The sequence below is a fragment of the Thermoflexus sp. genome (assembly GCF_042408365.1).
GTDB lineage: Bacteria > Chloroflexota > Anaerolineae > Thermoflexales > Thermoflexaceae > Thermoflexus.
Genome location: NZ_JBHOQJ010000128.1, coordinates 1 through 15,338 on the forward strand (window position 1 = coordinate 1; position 15,338 = coordinate 15,338).

Sequence of the window (15,338 nt, forward strand, 5' to 3'; positions counted from 1 at the left end):
GGCGCCCACAGGTCCTCGGTCGGCAGGCGGCCCAGCCAGTCCACCATCTGGGTCCCCGACATGGCGTGGTGGATCCGACCGGAGATGACCTGGAACGGATACTCATCCCGGTACTTGGCGTAATCGGGGTTCGTGTAGGGATTCCATCGGGTCTCAAACCAGTAGAAGGTCGATGGATACTTCTGCCAACCCAGGCGGGCGATGCTGGGCGGCGTCTCGCCGGCTGCCTCGATCAGTTTGTTGTATTTGCTGTAACGGCCCTTCCGCTCGGTTTTTCCATCCTTCTCCACGGTGTAATCCCACACGAACTCCACCTTCTTGCTGTCGGTCTGGAGCACGCCGCCGCTGTGGAAGCGCTTCCAGCTCATCGGCCACACTGCCACCCCGTGGTGCTCCCTCAGCCACTGGACGGTCAGGGGCTCGCCACGGATCTCTTTCCTCTCATCGTCGATCTGCACATGGCCGGCCTCCAGCGAGTCCGGCGTGCCGATGAGCTTATAGCCCTTCGGCAGGTTCGGATAAGGGAGGGGCTCGCCGGTGTTTGGGCGGCCGGGTGCGACCTTCAGGGCCTCGTTCCAGAAGTCCTCCTCCGTCGGGTACTTCTCCCAGAAATCCTTCGGCTGGATATCGGGATCCCCTTTCTCGTGGAGCTTGCGGGCCAGGGCCCAGCAGATCTCATAGGGGGTCTTCGACTCATACAGCGGGCGGATCACAAAGTCCCGCAGGTAGAGCACCGGGTGAACCGGGTAGATGTCCGAGAGGCTCATCCGCTCCAGGTAGCTGGCCTCGGGGAGGATCACATCGGCGTAGAGGCCGGTCTCCAGGAACGGCGTGTCGATATAAACGACCAGCTCCACCTTATAGTTGCCCGCTTCGTCCTTCGCCGTCAGGGCCTCGATCCATTTCTGGGTGTTCGAGCCGGTGATGACCGGGTTCCCGGTGCGGATGATGTAAGCCTTGATCGCGTATTGATGGCCGCGGAAAGGCCCGTAGCGCAGGGTGACGCCTTCGATGAACCGGCGCGGGTAATCACCGACCACATCGTCCCACGCCGCCGGCCAGTCCCCATAGCCGTCCATATGGAGCTCCTCGATCTTCCCTTTGACCTCCACCCCGTTGACGACCCGGGTGGCTTCCCGCTTGAGGAAATCCCCGCCGGAGGCCTTCCCGCCTTTGCTGCTTTTGACCAGCTCGGTGTCGATGGCCCCGCCCGGCACCTCCATGTTCCCTGTGATGACGTTTAGGGCGGTGCCCAGGATGGAGGCGACGTAGCCGTTGTAGTGGTGTCCGATCCCGTTCATCCCCCAGACCAGGGCCGCGGGCTTGGTGATCCCGAAAGTATGGGCCAGCTCGGCGATGGTCGTTGCGTCGATCCCGGTTCGATCCGCCGCCCATTCCAGGGAGAAGTAGGGGAGGCCATTGAGAGGATCGGTCTTATTCCACCAGCTCCGAAAGGCGGCTTCGAATTCCTCCCACCCCTGGCTGTACTCCTTGAAGGACCAGTCGATATAGCGGCGGAACGGATCGTCGTCCCGGTGGTTCTCGAGGATGTAGCGCAGCATGGCCGCGAAGAGATCGGCGTCGGTGCCCGGCCGAATGGGGATCCAGCGGTCGGCTTTGGTAGCCGTGTTGGAGAAGGCGGGGTCGATCACGATGATCCGGGCCCCGGCCAGCTTCGCTTCCACGGTGCCCCGGGACTCGTAGTTGATGCGAGTGGCTGTGAAGGGGTTCCACCCCACGTAGATGATCAACCGGGTCCGGTAACTGTAATCGTTCTTCAGGCTGCCATCGGGCTGGCGGACCAGCACCGGGCGCATGATATCCGGTTCGATCCGCTTGCCGCCGAACATCAGCTTCGGGCCGTGACGGCGCGGGGTATCGCAAATGGAACCGTGCTCAACCGTGTGCGGGGTGCCGAAGGCCCGAAAGAGGTAATAGTAAGGATCGCGATCGGTGACGTCGCCGCAATCCATGATCACGGCTTCAGGGCCATATTTCTGTTTGATCTCGATGAGCTTCGTGGCGATGTAGTCCAGAGCCTCGTCCCAAGAGACCCGCTTGAACTTGCCTTCCCCGCGCTCCCCCACTCGGATCATCGGGTACTTGATCCGGTTCACGTTGTAAACCAGCTGCAGGCCAGCAGCGCCTTTGGCGCATACAGTGCCGGAATTGTAAGGGACGTGAATGTTGCCGTAGATCTTCGAGACCACCCCGTTTTCCACGTGGACTTCGAGGCCGCACTCGGCGGGGCACATCACGCAGGCGGTGTAGACCACCTGGGAGCCCGCCTCTTGTTGGTGCTGGGCTTCACGGGCACTCAGGGCCTTGAAGCCGCTGCCCAGCGCGGCCATCGCGGCCAAGCCCCCAGCGGAGGCACCCGCCATTTTCAGGAAATCCCTTCGGGAAAGCTTTCGCGTGGCGATCATCCTGGACCTCCCTCATACCAGGTAGAAGACTTTGGGCTCAGTGCCCATCTCTTCCTTCAATCGGATGGCGTTCGGGCGGCTGGCCAGCTCAGACACCAGGCTGCGCGGATCGCTCAGATCCCCAAAGTAAGTCGCCCGGCCCATACAGGAGAGGACGCAGGCGGGTAGTTCCCCTTGCTCGATCCGGTGGAGGCAGAAATGGCACTTGCGCGCGTTCCCGATGGGCGATGCGTCCTTACGACGCACACGACCTTCGCCGTATTCGGGGGATGGAAGCAACTCGTAAGGTTGAGGGGAACCACCCTCAAAGTCGCTGTAGAAGTAACCGGAATCGAAGGATCGGGCGGCGTAAGGGCACGCGGTGATGCAGTAGCGGCACCCGATGCACTGATCGTAGTTGATGACGATGATGCCGTCCGGGCGCTTCCAAGTCGCCCCCACAGGACATACGGAGACACATGGCGGGTTCTCGCATTGCATGCAAGGCCGTGGGATGAACCGACGGGAGACGTTTGGGTAAGTGCCCCGGGTTTCCGTGATCACCGGACGGTAAGCAATGCCCGGGGGCAACTTGTTCTCGGTGATGCAAGCAACGGTGCAGGCGTAACATCCCACGCATTTGCGGAGATCAATCACCATCGCCCAACGCCGCTGGTCCACCGGCTTCTGTAAGGCCCGGCGGAGGTCCTCCAGCATGCGCTCAATGGGATGTTGGCCGTTCACCCCCTCAGGGAGCTCGGGCAGCGGGGCCAAATCAACCTCCGGGTGCCCCGCGCCGGCCGCCTCGACCTGATCCGGGATGCCACGGGGGATGGCTGGGGCGATCAGGGAGGCGAAGATCCCGCTGGCGAATCGTGCGAGAAACGCTCGTCGGGTCGCCAAGGCACGCATCCTGGTTTGGGTTTCATAGGCCATCGCGGACGCTCCTTGGGAATAGCTTTCTGGTTCCCAGCATAAGGAAGGGGCACGAGATGGGGAGCTGGGAGGGTGCCGGGTTTGAGCCCTGGGAATTTTCCCAGTTTGGGGATAGGGGAAACCCTGATGGCTCTGCGCCGATTCGAAATCGGCCTCCCGGGGCGCTTCGCGTCAAACGTCGACCTGCGCCCGACGTGTCGCCCGGTCGGCGTAGGCCGACCGTCGGCCATCGGCCCAGAAAGGACGATTTCAATCCGAAGGAGGTCCGAGGGACTGGGCGAGGGCCGGTCCTCAACCCGATCCTTAAAACCACCGTAAAATTGAAATAAGGAGCCAGGGCAGGTAGAAATCCATGCACGAGGGAAACATATGCGCACCCGACCCTGGCCTTTGCGGGCTTTATGGCTGCTCGGCGCTCTCCTCCTTGCGTGCCAAAGCGAACCCACGGTCCCCGTCCGGTTATCAGAGAACCTGGTGGCCTCCGAGAGACTCCACCTCTCTCTGCGAGAGGATGACCACTGGGTGTTTGGCTTCGATCGACGATTGGAGCCGAAAGAGGACATCCGGATGAACGCCTCGCTCCTCCGGTATCTGGAAGCCCAAACCGGCCTCCGCTTCCGTTTGCATTTGACCCCCCGGGGCCATAGTGTGGCCGACGAGATCTGCGCGGGGCGGGTTCATTTCGGGATCGTCGGGACGGTGAGCTACCTGCAGGCCTATCATCGTTGCGGCGCGCGGATTATCGTGCGGGGGCGCAACATGGAAGGGCATGACACCTACCGAGCCGCCATTATCGTTCCAGTGAACAGCCCTCTTCTCGATCTGAAAGATCTGCGTGGGCGCTCGTTTGCTTTTGGCCCCCCGAATTCCACCCAGGGCCATTTAATCCCACGTTTGATGCTTCAACAGGCGGGGCTATCGCTGCATGACCTCCAAGCCTATGCCTTCCACGATTCCCATGCCTCCACCGCGAACGCGGTGATCAGCGGGCGTTACGACGCGGGCGGGCTTCAGGACACCCTGGCGTTGACGCTTGCCCGACGGGGGCTGGCGCGCATTCTGGCCATGTCGGACCCCTACCCTTCCAGCGGGATCATCGCGGCGCCCCACGTGCCTTGGAGGACGATAGAGCTGGTGCGAGGAGCGCTCCTGGCTCTGGACCCAGCCGGGCGGGATGCGAAGTGGTTATATCACTGGGAACGTTCCGAAATGCCGTTGGGGTTTGTTCCAGCGCGGGATGAAGATTACGTCGCGTTATATCGGATCGCTGCGGAAATCGGCTTGCTGGGGCCTTGAGATGCGTCGCTTCTGGTTATGGCTGGATCGACGGTTGCCGAGGCGTTTAACCACGCGCCTGATCCTGGCGCTGGTGGTCATCGTGGTGACAGCCGGCTTGGTCACCACGGGGGCGGTCAACCTGTTGCTGGCCCATACATTGCGGGCGGAGCTCATCCGCTTCGGCCGCTCGCTCACCCTGGCCCTGGGAGAGAACATGGCCAACGCCCTGGCCGAAGGGGATCTGGCGACGGTCCAGGAGCTGCTCAACGCGGTGGTTCATGAAAACGGCGACGTGGTCTATGCCTTCGCCGTCGCTCCAGATATGCCGCTGGTTCACACCTTTCCCAACGGGTTCCCCGCCGATCTGCTTCGGCTGATCCCGGCGCCCGAAGAGCGCCCCGGGGACGGCGTGCTCTTATGGACAGAACAGGGGCTGATCCGGGATTTCGCCTACAGGCCCCTGGACGGGATCCCGGCGGAAGTGCATGTGGGGATCAGCCAGGCGCGCATCGCAGCCCTACAGGCCTTGGTCGCTCGTTTCATCATGGGGCTCACCCTGGTTGGCTGTCTGATCGCCATCGGAATCGCCTACGGCTTCGGGCGGGCGGCGGTCTACCCGCTGGCCGAGCTGGCCCGTCGAGCCCGACGCCTGGGTCAGGGCCATCTGGATGAACGGGTCGAGCTCCCACCAGGTGGTGAGATCGGGGATTTGGCACAAGCCTTCAACCAGATGGCGGATGCCGTTCAGCACGCGATCCGCCGGTTGCAGGAATCGGAGGCCGGCTATCGGAACCTCCTGACAGCGGCCAGCACCGTCGGTGAAGGGATCGCCTTGATCGGCGAGGAAGGGGCGGAAGAAGGGCGGCTGGTGTTCGTCAATGAAGCCTTCGCCCGCCTGCTGGGATTTCAGCCGGAGGATTTGGTTGGCTTGAATGTGGCCAGCGTTCTACCTCCCGCCTCCCTGGAGATCGCCCATCAGCTGTGGAGGGCGATCCGCGAGGGCCGGACGGGACATCCGGTGGAGCTGCCGGTGGTCGATCGCGATGGCCGAAGGCATGTTTTGGAAACCACGGGGACCCGAATTTATTACCAAGGGCGCTGGGTGTTGGCTTGGTTCGCGCGGGACATCAGTGAGCGCAAGGCTCGCGAAGAGGAGCTCCGTCGTCGCAACCGTGAGCTCACCGCGTTGAACGCCGTGGCCGCCGCGGTCAGCGAGCCGCTGCCCTCAGCCCGGCTTCTGGAGCGCATTCTGCAGCAGGTGTTGAGCGCGCTGGAGCTCCGCATCGGCTGGATCTTCCTGTTGGACGAGTCCGGCCTACCTCGCCTGGTTGCCTATCACGGCCTTTCGTCAGGTGAGGGGGAGGGGATCCAGGGGTGGTTTACCTTCCCCGATTGCCGCTGCGGGCAGGTCTTGGTAGACGGACAGCCGGTCATCGTGGATGCCTCGGAATCCCGATGCGCTGTGCGGCGCATGCGCACAGCCCTCCAGCATCCCCTGAGCTGCCACGTGGCGGTGCCGATCCCTATGCGAGGGCGTATCCGGGGTGTGCTGGCGGTGGCGGCGGAGGACCCACGGATCTTCGATCAGGCGGAAATGACGCTGCTGATGACCGTGGGCCAGCAAATCGGTGTGGCGTTGGAGAACGCCCGCCTATGGGAAGAGCTGCAACAGAAAGAGCGAATCCGCGGGGAACTCCTGACCCGGTTGATGCGCACCCAGGAGGAGGAGCGCCTCCGGGTCGCCCGCGAGCTCCATGACGGGATCGGTCAGTCCCTCAGCGCTCTGGTCTTCGGGTTGAACACCATCAGCGTGGCGCTCCACCAGGCCCCGGAGGAGGTCCCCCGCTTGCTGAATCGACTGAAGGTCTCGGTGAGCGATACCATCAAGGAGCTCCAGGATATGATCTATGACCTCCGCCCGACCCTGCTGGACGATTTGGGGTTGATACAGGCATTGAGGTGGTATGCGCGAGAGCGGCTGGAATCGCGGGGCATTCGGGTGATCTATGAGATCCCCGATTCCATCCCCCGCCTGCCGTCCGAGATTGAGACGGCCCTGTTTCGCATCGGGCAGGAGGCGATCACGAATATCTGTAAACACGCAGAGGCGACGGAGGTGGGGATCCGGCTATGGGTGGAGAAAGGCTGGGCGGTGATGGAAATCACCGATAACGGGGTGGGCTTCTGCTGGTCCGAGCTTCGGGCTGGGGAGGGGCCGCGTCGGGGATGGGGGCTGTTGGGGATGCAGGAGCGCGCGATCCTGCTGGGCGGAGAGCTGCGCATCGACACTGCGCCCGGACAGGGGACCCGATTGTATGTCCGCTTGCCTTGGGAGGGGGAAGGATGGGGATCCGTATCCTGATCGCGGATGATCACGCCATTGTGCGGGCGGGCATTCGAGCCCTGCTCCAGCTTCACCCGGATTTCGAGGTGGTCGGAGAAGCCGCGGATGGCCATGAGGCGATCCTGCAGGCCCGGCGTCTGCAGCCGGATGTGGTTTTGATGGATCTGGCGATGCCGGGCATGGACGGCCTCGCGGCCACCCATGAGATCCGCCGGATCGCCCCGCAGACACGAGTCCTGGTCCTGAGCCAACACGAAAACCGAGAGTACGTCCTTCCCGCGCTTCGAGCGGGAGCTGCCGGATATGTTCTGAAGCGAGCGCCGGACGATACGCTGATTCGGGCGATCCGCGCAGTTTATGCGGGGGAAACCTACATCGATCCGCGGCTGGCGGATCTATTGGTGGAGGAAGTGCGACGCTCCGGCGAAGGCCCTGCGGATCCGATGGATGCCCTGACGGAGCGGGAGCGGGAGATCCTGGTCCTGTTAGCCCAGGGGAAGAGCTATCAGGAGATCGCTCAGGCCCTTTTCATTAGCGTGAAGACGGTCGATTTCCATCGGGCCAACCTGATGCGCAAGCTGGGCCTGAAGAACCGCACCGAGCTCGTTCAGTTCGCCATCCGGCGGGGGCTAATTTAGAAGAGAGGAGATCGCCCTCGCCGGCCTTCTCACTTCCCATTTAGGTTCCGGGCCGGGCGGCTTCACCGCCCGGCCCGGATCTCCCCTCCCTACTCACTGACAGCGGCTGAAATTCCTCAGGTGCTCCTCCTGCGTGCGGGCGAACCAGTGGCTGCCGTCTTTTTTGATGCAATCGGCCATAAAGTAAAGATAATCGGTCTCCGTCGGGTGAAGCACGGCTTCAATGGAGGCCAAGCCAGGATTGGCGATGGGCCCCGGCGGCAGCCCGGGATAGCGATAGGTGTTATAGGGGGAATCCACCTGGAGATCGTCCAAGGTGAGAGGGCTCTTCCACCACGTCTTCTGCTCTGGCTGGTAACCCAGCGCGTACTGAACCGTCGGGTCCGCATCCAGCTTCATCCCGACCGCCAGTCGGTTAAGGTAGACGCTGGCGATCAGCGGGCGCTCCTCGGGGCGCACGGCCTCCCGCTCCACGATGGAGGCGAGGGTGACGACCTGATGAAGGGAAAGCCCCCGGGCCCGAGCGCTGGCGATCTTCTCCGGCGTCACCTTGTGCCCGAAGTTCTCCAGCATACGTCGGATCATCTCCTCGGCCGTCGCATCCCGGGCCAGTTGATACGTATCGGGGAAGAGATAGCCCTCCAGGGACGCCCCGGGCGGGAGATCCGCCAGGAAGGGAAACGCAGACCGCCAGCGCGCGCCATCGCGGGCGGCCTCCAAGACCGCCTGGGCGGAAAGATGGGTCTGGGCGGCGATCACCTCCGCCACCTCCTCGAGGCGCAACCCCTCGCGGATGCGCACCGTCCATTCCGCCTTGCGGCCGGAGCGGAGGGCCTCGACGATCTGCGGAATGGTCATCGTTTTGTTCAGCGTGTATTCCCCTGCCTCGATCTCCCGATCCAGCCGGTGATAGCGCACGTAGGCCCGGAACAGAAGGGCATCGCGGATCAAGCCTACCTCTTGCAATGCCTCAGCGACCTCCATCACGGACTGGCCTGGGCGGATCACGAAGGCGACCGGAGTAGGATCACTGCCTGCGGGTTGTTCCAAATCGCCCCGGCGGAGGAAGAGATACAGCCCCAGTCCCCAGTCTACCGGCGATCCGGAGAGCGCTGGGCTGGATGAGGAGATGGATCGGTTCAATCGTGGGAGGAGGGCAGCGCCGGTGGCGCCGCAGAAGAAGAGGACCACTCCGATGGCGAGCAGCCAGCGCCAGGTTGACCGGCGAGCGCGCTTTCGAGCCATTGAGTTCACCTGACCGGAGTCGTGGAGTTTAATCAGAGCGTATTTTATTATGCACCATCCTTCATTCTTCCGGCCCCCTCTCTCTGTTGCGCTTTCGCTCCTCCCTTTGCGGCCATCCAGGCCGCGGGAAGGGGGGACAATGAAAGCGTCGACCCAAAATTTTTATAAAGAGTCGCTCCCATCGGGATCCCTAACCGTCGGCTCCGGAACTGTCCGTTGCGCTTCCAGGTAATCCTGGAGGATCACCGCGGCGGCCTCCGCGTCGATGGGCTCCCGACGGCGCTGTCCCCGCATCGCCCGGTAAGCTTCCGCGGTGACGGTGGACAAGCGCTCGTCCCAGAGGACAACGGGAACCGGCAGGCGGCGCGCCAGGGCTTCGGCTTCCCGGCGAACCCAGCGGGCCTGGGGCCCCTCCTCTCCGGAAAGGCTGCGCGGGAATCCCACCACCACCCGCTCCACCTCGTATTCGGCGATCAGACGAAGGAGGGACTCGACCACCGCACGGCGGGAGGCGCGGGGCAGGATTGTCAGGGGGCGGGCAATGGTCCGGGTCGGATCGCTGATCGCCACGCCGATGCGTTTCGCTCCTAAATCCAACGCCATCACCCGTCCCATCAAGCGGACTCCAGGGGCAGCGGAGGTTGGCTCGCCTCACCGGGGTAGGGGAGGCCTAAGTGCTCATACGCGCGGCGGGTGAGCACCCGGCCGCGCGGGGTGCGATCGAGGAAGCCCAGCTGCAGGAGATAGGGTTCCACTACATCCATGATCGTATCCGGCTCCTCCGAGAGGGCCGCCGCCAGGGTCTCCAACCCAACCGGCCCGCCTCCAAACTTCTCCGCGAGGGTGCGCATCAGCCGACGGTCCAGCTCGTCCAATCCCAAAGGGTCTACGTCCATCAGCTGGAGGGCCTCCGCCGCGACCGGCGCGGTGATGACCCCGTCGGCACGGACCTGGGCGTAATCCCGCACCCGGCGCAGCAGGCGGACGGCCACGCGGGGCGTGCCGCGGGCCCGACGGGCGATCTCCTGAACGCCCCCCTCCTCAATCTCGACCCCCAACACCCGCGCGGCGCGGCGGACAATGGTCTCCATCGCCGGCAGGTCGTAGAAATCCAAGCGGAAGATGGCCCCGAAGCGGGCCCGAAGCGGGGCGGTGAGCAGGGCCAGGCGGGTCGTGGCGCCGATCACGGTGAAGCGGGGGAGGCTCAGACGGATGCTGCGGGCCGCCGGCCCCTTCCCGATCACGATGTCCAAGGCGAAGTCCTCCATCGCCGGATAAAGTACCTCCTCCACCGTGCGAGGGAGGCGATGGATCTCGTCGATGAACAGGATCTCGCCCGCCCGCAGGTTGGTGAGGATCGCCGCCAGGTCCCCCGCCCGCTCGATGGCCGGGCCGGAGGTGATGCGGATGGGCACCCCCATCTCGTTCGCGATGACGGTGGCCAGGGTGGTCTTGCCCAGGCCGGGTGGGCCGTAGAAGAGGAGATGATCCAGTGGCTCGCCGCGGGCCCGCGCGGCCTCAATCAGGATGCGCAGGTTCTCCTTCACCCGTTCCTGGCCGATGAACTCCTCCAGCCGCTGCGGCCGCAGCGCCATCTCGATGGCCTGCTCCTCCGGCCGCCGGTAAGGTGAGATCATCCGTTCCGGCGTTTCAGATCCCGCCGAAGGATCCCCCGCGGGTTGAACATCCATTGCCTCTTTTCGACGCTTCACCGCTTTCGCCCCCACCGTCCCATCCGGAATTGCACGCGCTGCCGAGAAGTTTTCCACTCAGAACGCTCTTGACACCCTGCGATCGTTGTGAAGCATGCGCGTTACAACGCCCGCGCCTGGCCTGCTTGTTGCCATCCTTTCAGAAAGCTCTGCGTCTGAAATCTCCCAACGGGGTGGCCACCAAACTCTCTGGAACTTCTCTTGATCGTACGATCCCCATATGGATTATACTTCCTGTATCCCTGCCCGGGACTTGAGGACGGGGGGATTGGGAAAGGTTCTTTTCTCATCTCCGGAAGCGGGTCCGATCAAGGGGAACAGGCGCTTTGATATAACCCCCGGCGCGGGTCCCATTCCGACTGGAGGGGCGCGGCAGATGAGAGGGATCCAGGGGCTTGATGTTTGCTCCGGGGCCTTGAAATCCCTAACCCCAGCTCGGTTGCTCGCCCTCACCGTGCTCGTGGGGATCTTCGTCTTCGTTAGCACCCATCCCATCCGCCCCCACGACTTTTGGTGGCATCTCGCCGCGGGCCGCGAGATCGCGCGGACCGGACGGATTCCGGAGGTGGATACGTTCTCGTTCACGCGGGCAGGGGCCCCCTACCCTTCTTATTCGATGTTCTGGTTGGCGGAGCTCCTCTTCTACGGGCTTTACACCTTGGGCGGCCCCGCCCTCGTTGTGTTCGTCCACAGTGGGATCATCACCACCGCCTACAGCTTGATCCTATGGGGGGCATGGGAGGCTTCCGGGCCCCGGGCGGCGGCGCTCGGCGTGCTGCTCGCGGCCGCGCTGGGGATCGACGATTGGAACGTGCGGCCCCAGACCTTCGCCTTCCTCAGCGGCGCCCTTTTCCTTCGAGGGCTGATGGGGTTAGAGCGCTCCCGGCGCTGGCTATGGGCCTTTCCGTTGGGGATGACCCTGTGGGTGAACACCCATGGCTCCTTCCCCATCGGGCTGGCGCTAGTGGGCCTGGCGCTCGTGGGCAAGCTCTTGGAGGGATGGCGACAAGGAGGCCCCCTTCCCCCCACAATGCTCCGCCGTTACGGCCTTGCCTTCCTCCTCGCCGCGGCGTGTGTGGGGCTGAACCCCCGCGGGTTCGGCGTGTGGGATTATGTGCTCACGATGGCCCGCCATCCGGTGATCCAGACGCTGGTCCCCGAGTGGGCCCCGCCAGGGCTGAGCCGTCCAGGGATTCTGTTTTATGCAGGATTGGGGCTCACGGGGATCTTGCTGGCGCTGGCCCCACGGCACCTGACGGCCGATCGCGTCCTGATCGTGGCCGCGTTCGTCCTGTTGGGGATGAAGACCTCGCGGGGGATTGTATGGTTCGGGATGGTGGCGGCCCCGGCGGTGGCAGCTCAGATCCAAGCCCTCTGGCCGGAGCGTCCGGGGCGGCCGGGGATCCCCGCGCTGAATGCGCTCCTCCTCGGCGTGTTAGGCGGGGTCGCCTTAGCGGCCCTGCCGTGGTTCAAGGCGTGGTGGCCGTTGCCGGCGGCGAAAGCCGGGCTGATCTCCGCCGAAACGCCTAGGGCGGCGACGGAGTTCCTGCTTCGAGAGCGGCCGCGAGGCCCCCTGTTTCACGCGCTGTCTTTCGGAAGCTATCTGATCTGGGCGGCCCAGCCGGACTATCCGGTGTTTGTGGACACGCGGCTGGAGCTCTACCCGATGGCGATCTGGGAGGATTACTTGGCGATCAGCACGGCGGCCCCAGATTGGGAGATCCGGTTGGCGCGTTATGGGGTATGCTCCATGATGTTGAGCCCAACGGAACAGCCCGCCCTGCTGGAAGCGGTCCGGCGATCGCCCCGCTGGGAGCAGATCTATCAGGATGAGGCGGCCTCGATTTGGATCAGGAAAGGGAATTCATGTAGCGAGAGATGACAAGGGGTGGAATAAGGACAGGACCATTACAATGAAGGGGAACAGCCATTCGAAATGTTCCCCTGGAGGCCGATGGTGGTGCGGGTTCCACGCCTGGTGTTATTCCTGATCAGCTTCGCCGCGCTGATCTATGTCACCGAACGATTGTGGCAGCTGTTCAGCCTGTTCGCTGATCTGGTTCGCATGCTGGCCCTGGCCTGGTTGCTGGCCTACGTGCTCTATCCCCTCGTCGCCTGGCTGGACCGTGGACTACTCCCCGAACCATGGCTGGAGAGTCTGAGCCGTCGAGGGCTGCCCTCTTGGCTCCATCGCCTCAGCCGCTTTCGCATCCCCTATGCCGTGGGCGCCACGCTGGTGTACACGGGCTTGCTGGCTGCACTGCTCCTGGGCCTGATGCTGGAGATGCCCCTCCTGGTTTCACAGGCCCTGGAATTGGCTGCCCTGCTATCCCCTCAACTCCAGAAGGTGCCTGAGCTTCTGGTGGCGATCCAGCGCGACCTCGCCGCACGCCTGAACGTCCCCATGGAATCCCTGGCGATCCTTCCCTCCCGCGAGGCATGGCAGGATCTGGCCCGGATGGGGGCCAGCTGGTTTTTCCCCATCCTCGTGGAAACCGCGCGACGGGTTGGGGAAGGACTGGTGGAATTCCTGCTGATCCTGGCGCTGAGTTACTACACGATGTTGGATTGGCGGAATCTTTCTCGGCAGATCCTCTCCATGATCCCGCCGGCCTATCACAATGAGATTCGCACCACAGTGGAGATTTTAGATCGCACCTTCGGAGGGTTCCTTCGGGGACAGTTGTTCATTGCCCTGACCAACGGGCTGGTCACCTTCTTGGTGATGTTGGCTTTCCGAGCCCCCTCCGCGGGCTTGATCGCCCTGGTCTCCGCACTGATCATCCTGGTCCCTATCGTCGGGGCGCCCATCGCCCTTTGGGCCCCCCCGCTCACCCTCTGGCTCCGCGGAGAGTGGAGCGCCGGGCTCTGGATGTGGGGGATCCTGCTGATCTATCAGCAGATCCTCTTTCACTTCCTGGTCCCCCGCATGCTGGGGGAGATGACCGGATTGCCACCCTTGCTCACGCTGGTCGCTGTCCTCGTCGGAGTGCGCCTCTTCGGCTTCTGGGGGTTCGTTTTCGCCATCCCGGTTGCTGGCGCCGCATACAGCTTGGCTTTCTTGCTGCTGACTCCGCGGAGCTCCCCTATTCAGGCGCCGGAGCCGTCAGTGGGATCACCGTCCACCGATCCAAGTGAAGATCATAAATGAGATCGAAGGTCATGCCATCGATGGTGCGCACCCGAAATCCCAAAGTCTCGGGGGTCCGCCAGCGCCGGAGGATCTCCGTCACGGATTTCTCCGTCCCTTCCCATTCGAACGATTCCGGACGTTCCGGATAAGTGGATCCGGCGTAGCAGCGCACTCTCGCCATGCTCCACCTCGACCACGATCTTGGCGGCCTCGTGGGCCGCTCAGTGGAACGGATGCTCATTAAAAAATCAACTCCCCCATGGGGGTGGGGCCTCCCGCTTCTCTCACGGCGTATTCTCAGCGTGGAAGGCCCAGACTAATTTGTTAAATTTCACAAGCATCCGACTACCGCATTTAATTAAGGATAGGTGGTGGAAAGGCGAATGGCCTCCCCCCTTGAAGATCTCTAAAATCGAGGTGGACAAAGTATTATTGCTTCTTCTACTGGGAGCTATGCGATTGAGTTCTTCGTGGCGTTTGTGGGGAGCTGAGCACCTAAGACATCCAGCTCCCCACCCAGTATCCGCGATCCCCCCTTCCCATGCCCCTTTGGGCCGTGGGGAGGGAGGCGAAAAATTTTTCCGGGGCTGGGTCGGGGGCCTTCGGCCCAGCCCCGGAAAACCCCAAATTTAAAAATGCACTGCCAACACGCGAAAAAGCACTCGGGGAAGGAGCCGCCGATGAAAGCGATAATGCGTATGATTGGATTCGCCCTCTTGCTGAGCGCCTGCCAGATCGGCGGGCTGCCGATTCCTCCCACATCGACGGCCTTGCCGACACCTTCTCAGCAGGCGCCCACGGCAACCGTTACCCCCACCCCAATGGCCCTCCAGAGGCCCTTTGCCGTCGTTCTGGTTCAACCCAACGATCAACTCAATGTGCGGGCCGGGCCAGGGCCCGATCAGCCGATCCTAGCGACGCTGCCTTCGAACGCCTCCGGCCTGCTCCTCACCGGAAGGGAACAGACCGTCCAGGGCGCCCGTTGGGTGGAGGTCCGCCTTCCGGATGGGCGGATCGGCTGGGTGAACGCGATGTTCCTCACCCAGGAGGTCTCGCCTCAGGCCTTCTGTGCGGACCCACAGGGAGCAGCCTTGCTGGATCGGCTGGAGTCCGCCATTCGAGAACGCAACGGTCAGGCTTTGGCGGCGCTGATCAGTCCCATCCATGGATTGCGCATTCACGTCAACCGCCTCAGCGATCCGGTCCTCATCCGACCGGACCAGGCGGTCACCCTGTTTACCGATGAGACCCCGATTCATTGGGGCGTCCACCCGGCCAGCGCGATGGAGATCGTGGGCCCCTTCCGGCAGGCCGTGTTGCCGGATCTTCTGGATGTGATCGATCGCCCCCATGAGCGACAATGTGGCCTGCTGGTGCCGCCGGTGACGTATCAACCTGCGTGGCCGGAGGCTTATCGGGCTTTCAATTTCTACAGCCTGCATCGCCCAGGGACGCCGGGCAACGAGCTGGACTGGCGGACTTGGGTGGTCGGAGTGGCATATGTGGATGGCCGGCCCTATGTGGCGGTGTTGATGCAGTTCTTCTGGGAACCTTGAGCGGCTGGAGGCCAAGCCGCCCACCCCCAAAATATCTTTGATCCCCCCTCCCGGGGGGGGGGGGGGGGGGGGGGGGGGGGGGGGGGGGGGG

Annotated in this window: 12 protein-coding genes; 6 read left to right on the plus strand and 6 right to left on the minus strand. The window is 63.5% G+C overall.

Annotated elements, in window-relative coordinates:
- Together ACFMO5_RS05520 and ACFMO5_RS05525 are read right to left on the minus strand one after the other, a co-directional pair.
- Positions 1-2,426, minus strand: a 2,426-nt coding sequence (locus ACFMO5_RS05520) for a molybdopterin-dependent oxidoreductase (RefSeq protein ID WP_376791755.1), incomplete at its 3' end; no start/stop codon positions are given.
- 12 nt (positions 2,427-2,438) lie between these two features.
- Positions 2,439-3,308: a 4Fe-4S dicluster domain-containing protein gene (locus ACFMO5_RS05525; protein ID WP_376791756.1), complete on the minus strand. Its 870-nt coding sequence runs from the start codon at positions 3,306-3,308 to the stop codon at positions 2,439-2,441.
- Positions 3,309-3,710: 402 nt separating this feature from the next.
- Between ACFMO5_RS05525 and ACFMO5_RS05530 the strand changes: the two genes are divergently transcribed.
- The 3 genes from ACFMO5_RS05530 to ACFMO5_RS05540 are packed head-to-tail and all read left to right on the plus strand — an operon-like array spanning position 3,711 to position 7,601.
- On the plus strand, positions 3,711-4,637 hold the full coding sequence (locus ACFMO5_RS05530; protein WP_376791757.1) for a PhnD/SsuA/transferrin family substrate-binding protein: 927 nt from the start codon (positions 3,711-3,713) through the stop codon (positions 4,635-4,637).
- A 1-nt stretch (position 4,638) separates the two neighbouring features.
- Complete coding sequence (locus ACFMO5_RS05535; RefSeq protein WP_376791758.1) at positions 4,639-6,981, plus strand: GAF domain-containing protein; 2,343 nt, start codon at positions 4,639-4,641, stop codon at positions 6,979-6,981.
- Positions 6,963-7,601 (plus strand): response regulator, encoded by a 639-nt coding sequence (locus ACFMO5_RS05540; protein ID WP_376791759.1) that lies wholly within the window; start codon positions 6,963-6,965, stop codon positions 7,599-7,601. The genes ACFMO5_RS05535 and ACFMO5_RS05540 overlap by 19 nt, the downstream gene beginning before the upstream one ends.
- A gap of 93 nt (positions 7,602-7,694) precedes the next feature.
- Here ACFMO5_RS05540 and mltG read toward each other — a convergent pair whose 3' ends face one another.
- The 3 genes from mltG to ruvB form a co-directional block, all read right to left on the minus strand.
- The gene (mltG, locus tag ACFMO5_RS05545) at positions 7,695-8,846 is read right to left on the minus strand and encodes an endolytic transglycosylase MltG (RefSeq protein WP_376791760.1); all 1,152 of its coding nucleotides are present in this window, start codon (positions 8,844-8,846) and stop codon (positions 7,695-7,697) included.
- Between the two features lie 162 nt (positions 8,847-9,008).
- Positions 9,009-9,461, minus strand: coding sequence for a Holliday junction resolvase RuvX (ruvX, locus tag ACFMO5_RS05550; RefSeq protein ID WP_376791761.1), 453 nt, complete (start codon positions 9,459-9,461; stop codon positions 9,009-9,011).
- A complete protein-coding gene (ruvB, locus tag ACFMO5_RS05555) occupies positions 9,461-10,483 on the minus strand; it encodes a Holliday junction branch migration DNA helicase RuvB (protein WP_376791766.1) in 1,023 nt (340 codons plus the stop codon). The genes ruvX and ruvB overlap by 1 nt, the downstream gene beginning before the upstream one ends.
- Before the next feature lie 451 nt (positions 10,484-10,934).
- Between ruvB and ACFMO5_RS05560 the strand changes: the two genes are divergently transcribed.
- Positions 10,935-12,440 carry a hypothetical protein gene (locus ACFMO5_RS05560; protein ID WP_376791762.1) on the plus strand — a complete coding sequence of 502 codons (1,506 nt, stop codon included), beginning with the start codon at positions 10,935-10,937 and terminating at the stop codon, positions 12,438-12,440.
- A 75-nt stretch (positions 12,441-12,515) separates the two neighbouring features.
- Positions 12,516-13,709 carry an AI-2E family transporter gene (locus tag ACFMO5_RS05565; protein ID WP_376791763.1) on the plus strand — a complete coding sequence of 398 codons (1,194 nt, stop codon included), beginning with the start codon at positions 12,516-12,518 and terminating at the stop codon, positions 13,707-13,709.
- On the opposite strand, the gene ACFMO5_RS05570 is transcribed toward ACFMO5_RS05565, so the two are convergent.
- Complete coding sequence (locus ACFMO5_RS05570; RefSeq protein WP_376791764.1) at positions 13,645-13,872, minus strand: hypothetical protein; 228 nt, start codon at positions 13,870-13,872, stop codon at positions 13,645-13,647. The genes ACFMO5_RS05565 and ACFMO5_RS05570 overlap by 65 nt on opposite strands.
- Positions 13,873-14,371: 499 nt before the next feature.
- On the opposite strand from ACFMO5_RS05570, the gene ACFMO5_RS05575 reads away from it, so the two are divergent.
- Positions 14,372-15,247: an SH3 domain-containing protein gene (locus ACFMO5_RS05575; protein WP_376791765.1), complete on the plus strand. Its 876-nt coding sequence runs from the start codon at positions 14,372-14,374 to the stop codon at positions 15,245-15,247.
- The last annotated feature ends 91 nt before the right edge of the window (positions 15,248-15,338 follow it).